Raw genomic sequence first — 12,206 nt, forward strand, 5'->3', positions numbered from 1 at the left:
TCCCGCAAGCGGGAGAGGGAGCACACAATCGACAGCTGACAAGCTCAGGGCGGCGCCTACTCCGGCTGCCCCTTCTCCTTGAGCAGATCCGCCAGGCTCTTCGCCGCCGGCTTCAGCGGCGTGCGATGCTGGGTCCATCCCATCTGCTTCGACGGCGCGAGCGCGCGCAGCCGCGTGGCCGCCCAACGGAACAGCCGGTAAGTGGACGGGTGCGAATACGCCCCGCTCCAGAACCGCCACACCAGGTGCTCACCCTTGCTGTACTTCGCGCCCTGGCCGCGCAGCGGATTGGCCACCCGTTCCTCGGGATCGCGGTTGGCTTCGGTACGCAGGCGCACCAGCAATTGCGGGATCGGGATGCGCACCGGGCATACCTCGCCGCAGGCCCCGCACAAGCTGGATGCGGTGGGCAGGTCAGCGGTGGCCTCGAGTCCCAGCAAATGCGGCGAGATGATCTTGCCGATCGGCCCGGGATAGGTGGTGCCATAGGCATGGCCGCCGATGCGCGTATAGACCGGGCAGTGGTTCATGCACGCGCCGCAGCGGATGCACTGCAGCGTGGCGCGCAGCTGTGCATCGGCATAGGCCTGCGTACGCCCGTTGTCGAGCAGTACCAGGTGCACCTCGCGCGGGCCGTCGCGCTCGCCGTCGCGGCGCGGGCCGGAGATCAGGTTGAAATACGTGGTAATGGCCTGGCCCGTGGCCGAGCGCGTCAGCAGGCTCGACAATGGCACGATGTGCTCGAGCTTCGCCACCACCTTTTCCATGCCCATGATGGCGATATGCACATCGGGCACCGTGGTGGAAAGCCGGCCGTTGCCTTCGTTCTCGACCAGCCACAGCGTGCCGGTATCCGCCGCGGCGAAGTTGACACCGGACAGGCCGATGTCGGCGCCGACGAACGCGTGCCGCAGCGCGCGGCGGCCGGTCTGGATCAGCGCGTCGACGTCCTCGGTATAGGGCGTGTCGGGGATATGCTGCTCGAACAGCGTGGCGATGTCGCCCTTGGTCTTGTGGATCGCCGGCATCACGATATGCGACGGCTTCTCGCCCGCCAGCTGGACGATGTACTCGCCCATGTCCGACTCGATGCATTCGACGCCGCGCTCGGCCAGGTAATGGTTCAGCTCGATTTCCTCGCTGGCCATCGACTTGCCCTTGATCACGCGCCTGGCCTGCCTTGCTGCCGCGATGCCGTGGATGATGCGGTTGGCGTCGTCGGCGGTCTCAGCCCAGTGGACCTGCACGCCGGCGGCGGTGAGCTTGTCTTCCAGCGCCACCAGCAGGTCCGGCAGGTTGGCGAGCGCGTGCTGGCGTACCGCTTCGCCCAGGTCGCGCAGCCGTTCCAGTTCATCGGCATCGGGAAACTGAGCCAGCCGTTTGCCCTGCAGGAAGTCCATCGCGCCGCGGAAGCTCTGGCGCAGCTTGGGGTCGTCCAGCGCCTCGCGCGCACGCGCCTTGAAGTCTTGCGGCGCGACGAAATGCAGCGTGCTCTGGCTCATTGCGCGGCCTCCGTATGGTCGATGTCCTGCACGATGACGACCCACAGCCGGCGCGGGCCGTGCGCACCGTAGGCAAGCGTCTGCTGGATATCGGAAGTCTTGGACGGGCCCGAGATCATCACCAGGTTGGTCGGCATGCCGTCGCGCCAGCGTTCGGCGCGCGCGGCCAAGTGCAGGTCCTGGTGCAGCGTGGATGCGCGCACCAGCGCCACATGCAGCGGCGGCACCAGCGATACCGTGCGCGGTGAACCCGCATCCGGTGCAACGATCAGCGTGCCGGTGGCCGCAATGCCAGAGCGCGCCACGGTGAAACCGGCGTCGACGGTGTCGAACAGTTCTGCTTTCCAGGCTTCGATGGGACGGTCGTAGCCGATGGCTTCGACCTGCGCCGGCAGTGCGGCGGCGAGCGCCGCGCCGGCGCGGCTTGACGGATCGAGCAGCAGGCGCCGGACGCCGGCTTCGGCCAGCGCCGTGGCCAGCAGCGCGGGCCAGGCTTGTTCATCGGTGCACCAGACTTCCGCGTGCGAGGCTTCCAGTGCGGTGCGCATTGCGTTGACCAATGCATTGACCAGCTCGTCGACGGTCGGAGCGCCGTGCCGGCGCGCCTCGAAATGGCCATCGATGCGGCGATCCAGTTCAGCGGTGGAGGACGCAGGTGCGGGGGCGGCGGCACGCAGCCGGCCGAGCATGCGTTCGCGGGCGCCGGGCGTGCTCATGCGGCACCTCCGGTACGACGCCACAGGAAGCTGGCCAGGTGCTCGACCTGCAGCGGCGCACCGTCGTGCGCGGCGGTGTGGCCGATATTGAGCAGGCAGCCGCAGTCGGCCGACACCAGCCGCTCGCAGCCGGTGGCGCAGGCGGACGCAACCTTGTCGCGCACCATCGCGCCGGAGATATCGGGATGCTTGAGCGAGAACGTGCCGCCGAAGCCGCAGCATTCCGATTCGCGCGCATGCTCGACGCGGGTCACGCCCGGCAATGCATCGACCAGCGCCACGCCATGCTGGCGCGTACCCATTTCGCGGCGGGCGCCGCAGGAGGTATGCAGCACGATCCGCTCAGCCGCCTGGCCCGGCGGCGTGGCATCGTGGAAATCGACATGGAGCACATGGAGCAGGAATTCGCCCAGCTCGTAGATGCGCTCGGCCAGTGCGCGCGCCTTCGGGCCGGCCGCCGGATCGTCGGCGAACAATTGCGGCCAGTGGTGGCGCATCATGCCGGCGCACGAACCCGACGGCACGATCACCGGCCACGGCTGGCTGAACAGGTCCAGCTGCGCGCGCGCCACTGCACGCGCGGCATCGGGGTTGCCGCTGCTGTAGGCCGGCTGGCCGCAGCAGCTCTGCGCACGCGGGAAGTGTACGGTGAGGCCTTCGCGCTCGAGCAGCCGCACGGCGTCGAGCCCGGCCTGCGGCACGAACAGGTCGACCAGGCAGGTGGCAAACAGGTAGGCCTGCGTGGGGGCAGGGCCGGTGGGGTACTGACGATCCTTCATGTCTCGCTCCGGATGTGCTGGGGTTGCGCTGCTGGCGTCGCACATTTGGGCGCATAATTCCCGCTTCCGAGCGGCGGTTCAAATTGGTTGGACCAATCTGCGGGGCGAGGGGAACGGGGCGGACGGCATGACGGTGGCGGCACAAAGGAGCGGGCGCACCCGCGGGCGTGTGGAGGCGGTCATGCGCCAGATGGAAACCGCGCTGCTCGACGGCACCTGGCCGCCGGGTACGCGGCTGCCGGCCGAGCGCGTGCTGGCGGAGCAGTACGCGGTGGCGCGCAACACCGTGCGCGAAGCCATCCAGCGCCTGGCCGCGCGCGGCCTGCTGCAAAGCCGGCACGGCGCGGGCGTCTACGCCACCGACCAGCTGCGTGCCGGCATCGCGTCGCCATGGGGCCAGCTGGTGGCCGACCATCCCGCGCTGCGCGACGACATCCTGGAATTCCGCCGCGTTCTGGAAGGCGCGACTGCCTACTTCGCCGCGCTGCGCGCCGACGCCGCCGACGTCAAGCGCATCCGCACCCTGATGGCCGAACTCGAACGCGCCCGCACCGCCGACGACAAGGAAGCCGAGGCCGATGCCGATGCGCGCCTGCATGACGCCATCGCGCTGGCCTCGCACAACACCATGTTCCTGCACCTGCATACCAGCGTGATCGGCATGCTGCGCGAACACATCACCATCAACGGCACCGGGCTGCGCGAGCAGGACGACAGCGCCTCGGAACTGTTGCTGCTGCAGCACCGCACGCTATGCGACGCGATCTGCGCGCGCCGGCCGGAAGAGGCACGCACGGCCATGCAGACGCATATTGATTTCGTGCGCAGCCGGGTGGAGCAGGACGGCGGCTGAGTCTGCGAAATTGGTCCGACCAGCGCGCGCTACGGCGCGGGAATCGGCACTGTCTCCAGTGCCAGCGACGGCTGCAGCACTTTGCTCCATGCCTGCGTGACCGCTTTGTCCCGCTGCGTTGTCCTGCGGGCAAAGGCCAGGGCGCCGGTCATATCAGGCCGGCACCGGCCAATTCCCGTTTCAGGTAGGCGTAGAAGATCGGCCCGGCAATCACGCCGGGGATGCCGAACAGCGTCTCCATCAACAGCATCACCATCAGCAGCTCCCACGCCGCCGCCTGGATGCGCGCCCCGATGATGCGGGCGTTCAGGAAATACTCCAGCTTGTGGATCACCACCAGGAACACCAGCGATGCCACCGCGATCGGCAGCGACACTGACAGCGACGCCACCACGATGGCCGTGTTGGAAATCAGGTTGCCCAGCACCGGGAGCAAGCCGGCCACGAAGGTAATGACCACCAGCGTCTTCGACAGGGGCAGGTGCACGCCGAACAGCGGCAGCACCAGCAGCAGGTAGAGCGCGGTCAGTACGGTATTGATCGTCGAGATCTGGATCTGCGCAAAGATGAACTGCGAGAACGCCTGCTGCAGCGTTCGCGCCCGCGCCACCAGCGCCGCTGCCAACGGCCGGCGGTTCGGCCGCGCCACCGCGCGGTAAAGCGCCACCATCGCGCCGATCACAAGGCCGATCAGGATATGCACCAGCGTGCGCAACACCTCCGCCCCCAGCTTCTGCGCCATGGCCGCATGCGCGCGCAGTGCTTCGATCAACGCATTGGCCAGCTCGTCCACGCCGTTGGGCAGCGCATCACTGAGCCACGGCGGCAACTGTCCGCGCGACTGGTCGATGATGTCCGCGACATGATTGAGCAGGCCATCCAGCGTATTCCCTTCCCCGCTGACAAAGCGCACCAGCAGCCAGCCGGCCAGCGACAGCCCAAGCAGGATTAGCGCCGACAGGATCGCCACCGCCAGCGCATCGTGCCGCTGGTTCAGCCGCTTCAGCCGCGGCGCCAGCACATCCACCAGCGAATACAGCAGGAGCCCGGACAACAACGCTGCCACCAGGTTGACATGGAGCACCGTCCAGAGCGCCAGAGCGGTCAGGACATAGGCGACGGCACCGACGCTATACCACGCGGCCGGCAGCAGACGCGGGGCGTTGGTCGGGTCGGGGTCTTTCATGTTTACGGTCCCTCCGGCATTGATGGGATTTGGCCAGGCTAGCGCTCGATTGTCGGGGCGGTGGCGGGGTTAGGCAAGTAGCGGGACGATTGCCCCCGAGCCGGTCGGTGTTGGCGGGCCGGATGGTGGGGACGACCAGTTTGCTGCAGGCCCGGAATGCCCGGGGCGTGCGGGATGATCGCGTCCGCTATATTAGGGGCATCGGCCCCGATATCGGAACGGCATTCCCATGGCATATATCCACACCATTGGCAGCCAGCGCCATGTCTTCGACGACCTGCGCACGTTGCTGGCCAAGGCCAGCCCGGCCCGCTCCGGCGATGCCCTGGCCGGCATCGCCGCCGCCAGCGAGCAGGAGCGGATGGCCGCGCGCCTGGCGCTGGCCGACGTGCCCCTGGCCCGGTTCCTCAACGAGGCGCTGGTGCCCTATGAACAGGACGAAGTCACGCGCCTGATCGTCGACCGGCACGATGCCTCCGCGTTTGCCGCGATCGGTGCCACCACGGTCGGCGACCTGCGCAACTGGCTGCTGCGGCACGAGACCGACACCGCCACGCTGGCGCGCATCGCACCGGGCATCACCCCGGAGATCGCGGCCGCGGTCAGCAAGCTGATGCGCAACCAGGACCTGGTGGCGGTGGCGCGCAAATGCCAGGTGGTGACGCGCTTTCGCAGTACTGTCGGCCTGCCGGGGCGGCTGGCGGTGCGGCTGCAGCCCAACCATCCTACCGACGACCCCAAGGGCATCGCCGCTTCCGTCATCGATGGCCTGCTGTACGGCTGTGGCGACGCCACCATCGGCATCAACCCGGCATCGGACAACCTGGGCGCCATCGTCTCGCTGTTGCACATGATCGATGCGCTGCGCAGCCGCTTCGATATCCCGACGCAGTCCTGTGTGCTCACCCATGTCACCAACACGCTGCGCGCGATCGGGCAGGGCGCGCCGGTCGACCTGGTGTTCCAGTCGGTGGCGGGCAGCGAACGCGCCAATACGGCCTTCGGCATCAGCCTGGCGCTGCTGGCCGAAGCGCACGACGCCGCGCAGGGACTGGCGCGCGGCACCGTCGGCGATAACGTCATGTATTTCGAAACCGGGCAAGGCAGCGCGCTGTCGGCCAATGCGCACCATGGGGTCGACCAGCAGACCATGGAGGCGCGCGCCTACGCCGTGGCGCGCGCCTTCTCGCCGCTACTGGTCAATACGGTGGTGGGCTTTATCGGGCCGGAATACCTGTACGACGGCAAGCAGATCATCCGCGCCGGACTGGAGGACCACTTCTGCGGCAAGCTGATGGGCGTGCCGATGGGCTGCGACATCTGCTACACCAACCATGCCGAGGCCGACCAGGACGACATGGACACGCTGCTGACGCTGTTCGGCGTGGCCGGCATCAATTTCATCATGGGCGTGCCGGGTGCCGACGACATCATGCTGAACTACCAGAGCACTTCGTTCCACGACGCGCTGTACCTGCGCGAAGTGCTGGGCCTGCGCCCGGCGCCGGAGTTCGAGCAATGGCTGCAGCGCATGGGCATTGCCGATGCCACCGGCCGCCTGCTGGAGCCTTCCGCACGCCAGCCGTTGCTGCAGATGGCGCACAACCTCTAGGGCCGGCCTGTTGGATGCCGGTGCCAAGCCATTTTTCCCGCCACGCCGTGTTTCCCGCCACGCCATGACCGAGCCCACTTCGCCCGCCGCCAACACCCCCGATTCGCACGATGCCGATCCATGGCAGCGCCTGCGCCAGTTCACCCGCGCACGCATCGCGCTGGGCCGCACCGGCCACAGCCAGACCACCGATGCCGTGCTGGCGTTCGGGCTGGCCCATGCGCAGGCGCGCGATGCCGTGCACCTGCCGCTGGACCTCGACGCCATGAGCAAGGTGCTGCTGCAGGCCGGGCTTGACCACGTGCTCGTCCACAGCGCGGCGCCCGACCGCACGCATTACCTGCGGCGCCCGGACCTCGGCCGGCGTCTCGATGACGGCAGCAGGCAGCGCCTGGCCGCTGCGCGCCCGCAGCAGGCGCCCGATGTCGTGTTCGTGATCGCCGACGGACTCTCGGCACTGGCCGCGCAGACGCACGCCGTGGCGGTACTGGAAGCGACGCGCCAGCGGCTGCCGCAGGACTGGCGCATCGGACCGGTGGTGGTGGCGGAGCAATCGCGTGTCGCGCTGGGCGACGACATCGGTGCCGCGCTGGGTGCGCGGCAGGTGGTAATGCTGATCGGCGAGCGGCCCGGGCTGAGTTCGCCCGACAGCCTCGGCATCTACCTGACCTACGCCCCGAAACCCGGCCGCACCGATGCCGAGCGCAACTGCATCTCCAATGTACGGCCCGAAGGGCTGTCCTACGCGCTGGCCGCGCAACGCCTGGCGTTACTGCTGCGCGGTGCCGTGGCGCTGGGGCGCTCGGGCGTGGACCTGAAAGACGACAGCGAGCATGCACTGCCCGGCGAGGCGCCGCCGGCGGCACCGCTGCAGAATCGTCCATAGAGAAAAACGGCCACCGGGGAAGGATCCGCGGTGGCCGCAGCGCAACATAGCCGCGCTACATCATGCGGCGCGAAAATTTGCCGGGCGTGGCATCCGACATCAGGTCCATGAACTGGTCCCGTGTCATGTGAACCAGTTCCTGGTGGTCGCCGCCTTCGAAATACACCTCGGGCTGCTGCATCAGGCTGTCGTCCACATAGGTCTGCATGCCATAGGCCATGGCGACCGGCGGAATCGCGCCGAGATCGCAATCCTTGAAGATCTCGCGGATTTCATCCTCATGCGCGAGCACCAGGTTGCGGCCGGTCTGTTCGCAGATGGCTGACATCTGCAGGTGATGGCTCGAAGGGATCACGGCAGCGACATAGCCGCGCTCGTCCTCGAGCAACAGGGTCTTGGCCAGACGGTCTCCGGGAACGTGCGCCGCCTCGGCAGTGGCCATGCTGCTGAGGGTGTAGGGGTGGCGGATAATGTCGTACTGGGTATTCTTGCTGCTCAGGCAGTTTGCGAGCGTGCTAGACAGGGCCATGGTTGCTCCTCAGGACAGGGATACACCTACAGTTATCCTTGTGCTCCTAATATAGTGCCTGGCGCCGTGCCCAACGGCTCCGGGTGCCCGATGGGCGGGACCCGGGTCCGCCATGCGCCGCTAGGCGTGCAGCCGCGGCCACACCGCCTGCAGTTCGGTTTTCAGGAAGTTCAGCAGATAGCGCGTGGCCAGCGTCTGGTAGCGGTTTGGCATGGTCAGCATGTACAGCCGGCTGCCGAACACGCTGATGCGGTAATCCGGCAGCAACTGCACCAGCCCGCCGTTCGCCAGCTCTTCGCCGATCGCGTAGATCGGCGTGATGCCGACGCCCAGGCCGGCCACCACCGCTTCCTTCAGGAATCCGAAATTGTCGGAACTGAGCGTCGGTTCCAGCACTACCTGATCGCGGGCTTCCGCGTCGCTGCCGGGCCGCGTTCCCGCGACCTTCAGCTTTTGCCCGACCGGCGAGGCGCACACGATCCCATGCGCCTGCAGGTCGGCGAGCGACTGGGGTGCGGGATGGTTGGCCAGGTAAGCGGGCGACGCGCAGATGACCCAGTCCACCGCGCCGATCTCGGTGGCGATGACCGAATCGGGCGGCGTGGAGATGATGCGCAACGCCACGTCCACATCCTCGGACACCAGGTTGTGCACGCGGTTGTCGAAGACTACGTCGAGGGTGATATCGGGATAGCGCTGCTTGAACTGGACCAGCAGCGGCGACAGCAGCGTATGGCCCAGGCCCGTGGGCACCGACAGCCGCACATGGCCCTGCAGGCTCTTGCCCATGTTGCTGATCAGCGCATTGGCGGCCGCCACCTCGCCAAGGATATTGCGGCCGTGCTCGTAGAGGCCCGCGCCCACGGGCGTGGGCTCGACATGGCGGGTGGTCCGGCGCAGCAGCTGCACGCCCAGCTCTTCTTCGAGCGCCTTCAGCCGGTAGCTGACATTGGCGCGCGTCATCTTGAGCTTGCGCGCGGCCGCGCTCAGGTTGCCGGCGTCGACGATGTCGACGAACAGGCGCAGGGCGTTGAGGTCCATGGCTCGAAAGAATGAAAATGGGCCGGCAGCGCCGTGTGGCAGCTGCCGGCCCCGTATATTGCCATGCCGGCGCGCGCGGTTGCCGTGCGCGCCGCCTTGGCCGGGCTCAGTGCTCGTGGTGCAGGTACTTTGCCTGGCGCGGCAGGCGCAGGCTCACCAGGAAGGCGATCGCCATCATCGCCGTCACGTACCAGTAGAACGAGGTCTCGTGGCCGAGGGTCTTCATGCCGAGCGCCACGTATTCAGCCGAGCCGCCGAAGATCGCATTGGCAATGGCGTAGGCCAGGCCCACGCCGAGCGCGCGCACTTCGGCCGGGAACATCTCGGCCTTCACGATGCCGCTGATCGAGGTATAGAAGCTGACGATGGCCAGTGCCACGGCGATCAGCACGAAGGCCAGTTCGGGGCTGCTCACCGAGCCGAGTGCGGTCAGGATCGGCACCGTGAACAACGTGCCGAGCGCACCGAACATCAGCATGTTGCTGCGCCGGCCGATGCGGTCGGACAAGGCGCCGAACACCGGCTGCATGCACATGTACAGGAACAGGCATCCGGTCATCACGTAGCTGGCGGTCTTGATCGACATGCCGGCGGTATTGACCAGGTACTTCTGCATGTACGTGGTGAATGTGTAGAAGATCAGCGAACCGCCGGCGGTATAGCCCAGCACCGTGAAGAACGCCGCCTTGTGGTTGCGGAACAGCTCGGCGACGCTGCCGGCCTCCTTGCTGCCGCGGCTGGCCGCCGAGGAGGTCTCGTGCAGCGTGCGGCGCAGGAACAGCGCGACGACTGCGGTGATCGAGCCGATCACGAACGGGATGCGCCAGCCCCAGGCCTTCAGCTCTGCCTCGTCCAGCAGCTGCTGCAGGATCACCACCACCAGCACCGCCAGCAACTGGCCGCCGATCAGCGTCACGTACTGGAACGACGAGAAGAAGCCGCGCCGCCCGCGCAGCGCGACCTCGCTCATGTAGGTGGCGGTGGTGCCATACTCGCCGCCCACCGACAGGCCCTGGATCAGGCGCGCGAGCAGCAGCAGCGCGGGAGCCCAGTTGCCGATGCTGTCATAGGTTGGCAGGCCGGCGATCAGCAGCGAGCCGGCGCACATCATGACCACCGAGATCAGCATCGAATTCTTGCGACCGTGGCGGTCGGCGATGGTGCCGAACAGCCAGCCACCGATGGGCCGCATCAGGAAGCCGGCGGCAAACACGCCGGCGGTGTTCAGCAGCTGTGCGGTGGGATCGGACTTGGGAAAGAACGACGGCGCGAAATAGATCGCGCAGAACGCATAGATGTAGAAGTCGAACCATTCGACCAGGTTGCCCGATGATGCGGCGACGATCGCATAGATGCGCTTGCGCACTTCATCGCGGCTCGGGCCGCCGGTCTGGGCGGAGGTTGCAGAGAGATCGGTCATGTTGTTGTGTTGCAGTCAGGGCGGAGCGGAACAACCGCGGGTCAGTCCCAATTGCAATGCGGCGGCGCAAGGGCCAAAAGCAGGACCATGCCGGCGAGGGCCGGCGCGGATGGCGGACCTTGGCATGGGGAACACGGGGAAGGCCGGGCGTGAAAAGCCCGTCGGTCTGGGGCGTGAACTGCGCGCGCTGCGGCGCATTTGCCAGTCAAGCGTAACGCGCTGGCCAGGTCCTGCCCACCCCTGGCCTGTGCGGCGGTGCATCATGCGACGGGGCCAGACACGGTGCCATCAGGGTTTGCGGGCGATTGTCCAGCCAGCGGGACAGTGTATCCCGCGCTTCGGCCGCCCGTGACGGCTTTCCGGGCGCCGCCTCCCTTGCACAGAACGCGGCTCTGGGCAATGATGCGAGGCATATCTTCCACTGGCCTGACGCGCCCCCGTTTGCCATGCACCGCTTGATGCGCCGCTGGTTGTGCCCGCTTTTGCTCGTTGCCGGCGCCAGCGCCAGCGCGTCCGCCCAGGACCTGGTCGAATGCAAGCGGATCGAGCATGACCAGCTGGTTGCCGCCACGCAGGAGACGCTGCTGTTCCTGCGCTGCCGCGCGCGCCAGGTCGCCTACGAAGCGCCGCGCCTCAAAGGCGTATCGCAGCGTTTCAAGGACGACCTGGTGTTCGCGTGCCTGGACCAGGCCGACGCCGTGGAGCACCAGTTGCGCGTACGCCATGGCTATTCGCGCGACTCGCTCGCGCGCCAGCGCTGCGACTTGTCGGCCAGCGCGCCGGGCTAAACATCCAGCCGGCGCACCGTTTCAGGCGAAGCCGCCGTTGACGCGCAGCACCTGCGCGTTGACCCAGCCGCCCTCCGGACCGGCCAGGAACGACACCGCGCCGGCAATGTCCTCGGGCGTGCCCAACCGCTCCAGCGGCGCCGCCTTCGACAATTGCTCGATCTGCACCTCGGTCTTGCCTTCCAGGAACAGTTCCGTGGCGACCGGCCCAGGCGCCACCGCGTTCACGCTAATGCCGCGCCCGCGCAGCTCGTTGGCCAGCACGCGCACCAGGCCTTCTACGCCGGCCTTGGCCGCGATGTAAGGCCCGTAGCCGGGCAACGCACGCGCGATCACGCTGGTGGACAGCGCGACGATGCGGCCGCCCTGGCCCAGGCGCGCGCCCGCTTCGCCCAGCACCAGGAAGGCGCCGCGCAGGTTGGTGGCAATGGTCTGGTCGAAGGCGTCGAGGCTGCCGGGGGCCACCGGCGCCATCGGCATGATGCCGGCGCTGTGGACGACCACGTCGAGGCGGCCGAACGCCTGCTGCGTCGTGTCGAACAGGCGCGCCACGTCCTGCGGCTGCGCCACGTCGCCCTGGATCGCGACGGCATTGACGCCGGCTTCGCGTGCCGCGGCCACGGTTTCATCGGCGCGCGCCGTGCTGCCGGCGTAGCCGATGGCCACGTCGAAGCCATCGGCCGCCAGGCGCAGTGCGATGGCGCGCCCGATGCCGCGCGAAGCGCCGGTCACAAGGGCGGCACGGCGCGGGGTGGCACTGGTTTGTTGGTCTTGATCGCGTTGCATGATGGGCTCCGTGTTGAGATGCCTTCATCATGGATGTTGGCGACGATTGGATAAATACGCCTAAAGCAAAAGGATCAGGCAACAGCGATCAACAATCGCCCGGTTGAT

12 protein-coding genes are annotated in these 12,206 nt (G+C 67.6%); 4 read left to right on the forward strand and 8 right to left on the reverse strand.

Annotated features, from left to right (window positions below):
• Positions 1 to 56: 56 nt before the first annotated feature.
• The 3 genes from CTP10_RS17565 to CTP10_RS17575 are packed head-to-tail and all read right to left on the reverse strand — an operon-like array spanning position 57 to position 2,997.
• Entirely contained in the window at positions 57 to 1,502 is a 1,446-nt protein-coding gene (locus CTP10_RS17565; RefSeq protein ID WP_116323675.1) for a LutB/LldF family L-lactate oxidation iron-sulfur protein, read from the reverse strand.
• Positions 1,499 to 2,218 (reverse strand): LutC/YkgG family protein, encoded by a 720-nt coding sequence (locus tag CTP10_RS17570; protein WP_116323676.1) that lies wholly within the window; start codon positions 2,216 to 2,218, stop codon positions 1,499 to 1,501. Before CTP10_RS17570 ends, CTP10_RS17565 begins: the two co-directional genes overlap by 4 nt.
• Complete coding sequence (locus CTP10_RS17575) at positions 2,215 to 2,997, reverse strand: (Fe-S)-binding protein (RefSeq protein ID WP_116323677.1); 783 nt, start codon at positions 2,995 to 2,997, stop codon at positions 2,215 to 2,217. The genes CTP10_RS17570 and CTP10_RS17575 overlap by 4 nt, the downstream gene beginning before the upstream one ends.
• Before the next feature lie 181 nt (positions 2,998 to 3,178).
• On the opposite strand from CTP10_RS17575, the gene CTP10_RS17580 reads away from it, so the two are divergent.
• Positions 3,179 to 3,850 carry a FadR/GntR family transcriptional regulator gene (locus CTP10_RS17580; RefSeq protein WP_116323678.1) on the forward strand — a complete coding sequence of 224 codons (672 nt, stop codon included), beginning with the start codon at positions 3,179 to 3,181 and terminating at the stop codon, positions 3,848 to 3,850.
• Between the two features lie 148 nt (positions 3,851 to 3,998).
• Here CTP10_RS17580 and CTP10_RS17585 read toward each other — a convergent pair whose 3' ends face one another.
• Positions 3,999 to 5,036 carry an AI-2E family transporter gene (locus CTP10_RS17585; protein WP_116323679.1) on the reverse strand — a complete coding sequence of 346 codons (1,038 nt, stop codon included), beginning with the start codon at positions 5,034 to 5,036 and terminating at the stop codon, positions 3,999 to 4,001.
• Between the two features lie 229 nt (positions 5,037 to 5,265).
• Between CTP10_RS17585 and CTP10_RS17590 the strand changes: the two genes are divergently transcribed.
• Complete coding sequence (locus CTP10_RS17590) at positions 5,266 to 6,648, forward strand: ethanolamine ammonia-lyase subunit EutB (protein ID WP_116323680.1); 1,383 nt, start codon at positions 5,266 to 5,268, stop codon at positions 6,646 to 6,648.
• A 64-nt stretch (positions 6,649 to 6,712) separates the two neighbouring features.
• Positions 6,713 to 7,534, forward strand: a complete 822-nt coding sequence (gene eutC, locus CTP10_RS17595; protein WP_116323681.1) for an ethanolamine ammonia-lyase subunit EutC — start codon at positions 6,713 to 6,715, stop codon at positions 7,532 to 7,534.
• Between the two features lie 55 nt (positions 7,535 to 7,589).
• Here eutC and CTP10_RS17600 read toward each other — a convergent pair whose 3' ends face one another.
• From CTP10_RS17600 to CTP10_RS17610, 3 genes are all read right to left on the reverse strand, one after another.
• The gene (locus CTP10_RS17600; protein WP_116323682.1) at positions 7,590 to 8,063 is read right to left on the reverse strand and encodes an aminoacyl-tRNA deacylase; all 474 of its coding nucleotides are present in this window, start codon (positions 8,061 to 8,063) and stop codon (positions 7,590 to 7,592) included.
• 120 nt (positions 8,064 to 8,183) lie between these two features.
• Entirely contained in the window at positions 8,184 to 9,104 is a 921-nt protein-coding gene (locus CTP10_RS17605) for a LysR family transcriptional regulator (protein ID WP_116323683.1), read from the reverse strand.
• Positions 9,105 to 9,210: 106 nt separating this feature from the next.
• Positions 9,211 to 10,524 (reverse strand): MFS family transporter, encoded by a 1,314-nt coding sequence (locus CTP10_RS17610; RefSeq protein WP_116323684.1) that lies wholly within the window; start codon positions 10,522 to 10,524, stop codon positions 9,211 to 9,213.
• A 446-nt stretch (positions 10,525 to 10,970) separates the two neighbouring features.
• On the opposite strand from CTP10_RS17610, the gene CTP10_RS17615 reads away from it, so the two are divergent.
• Positions 10,971 to 11,312 carry a hypothetical protein gene (locus CTP10_RS17615; protein ID WP_233528462.1) on the forward strand — a complete coding sequence of 114 codons (342 nt, stop codon included), beginning with the start codon at positions 10,971 to 10,973 and terminating at the stop codon, positions 11,310 to 11,312.
• 21 nt (positions 11,313 to 11,333) lie between these two features.
• Here the strand turns inward: CTP10_RS17615 and CTP10_RS17620 are convergent, their stop codons facing one another.
• Positions 11,334 to 12,098, reverse strand: coding sequence for an SDR family oxidoreductase (locus CTP10_RS17620; protein WP_116323685.1), 765 nt, complete (start codon positions 12,096 to 12,098; stop codon positions 11,334 to 11,336).
• Positions 12,099 to 12,206: the final 108 nt, after the last annotated feature.

It is taken from the genome of Cupriavidus sp. P-10, from assembly GCF_003402535.2.
Lineage (GTDB): Bacteria > Pseudomonadota > Gammaproteobacteria > Burkholderiales > Burkholderiaceae > Cupriavidus.

What these genes read in the sequence shown, in the direction of transcription:
- CTP10_RS17565 (WP_116323675.1), bottom strand. Translation starts at nt 1,502, where the DNA reads ATGAGCCAGAGCACGCTGCATTTCGTCGCGCCGCAAGACTTCAAGGCG.
- eutC (WP_116323681.1), top strand. Translation starts at nt 6,713, where the DNA reads ATGACCGAGCCCACTTCGCCCGCCGCCAACACCCCCGATTCGCACGAT.
- CTP10_RS17610 (WP_116323684.1), bottom strand. Translation starts at nt 10,524, where the DNA reads ATGACCGATCTCTCTGCAACCTCCGCCCAGACCGGCGGCCCGAGCCGC.
- CTP10_RS17590 (WP_116323680.1), top strand. Translation starts at nt 5,266, where the DNA reads ATGGCATATATCCACACCATTGGCAGCCAGCGCCATGTCTTCGACGAC.
- CTP10_RS17605 (WP_116323683.1), bottom strand. Translation starts at nt 9,104, where the DNA reads ATGGACCTCAACGCCCTGCGCCTGTTCGTCGACATCGTCGACGCCGGC.
- CTP10_RS17575 (WP_116323677.1), bottom strand. Translation starts at nt 2,997, where the DNA reads ATGAAGGATCGTCAGTACCCCACCGGCCCTGCCCCCACGCAGGCCTAC.
- CTP10_RS17580 (WP_116323678.1), top strand. Translation starts at nt 3,179, where the DNA reads ATGCGCCAGATGGAAACCGCGCTGCTCGACGGCACCTGGCCGCCGGGT.
- CTP10_RS17600 (WP_116323682.1), bottom strand. Translation starts at nt 8,063, where the DNA reads ATGGCCCTGTCTAGCACGCTCGCAAACTGCCTGAGCAGCAAGAATACC.
- CTP10_RS17570 (WP_116323676.1), bottom strand. Translation starts at nt 2,218, where the DNA reads ATGAGCACGCCCGGCGCCCGCGAACGCATGCTCGGCCGGCTGCGTGCC.
- CTP10_RS17615 (WP_233528462.1), top strand. Translation starts at nt 10,971, where the DNA reads ATGCACCGCTTGATGCGCCGCTGGTTGTGCCCGCTTTTGCTCGTTGCC.
- CTP10_RS17585 (WP_116323679.1), bottom strand. Translation starts at nt 5,036, where the DNA reads ATGAAAGACCCCGACCCGACCAACGCCCCGCGTCTGCTGCCGGCCGCG.
- CTP10_RS17620 (WP_116323685.1), bottom strand. Translation starts at nt 12,098, where the DNA reads ATGCAACGCGATCAAGACCAACAAACCAGTGCCACCCCGCGCCGTGCC.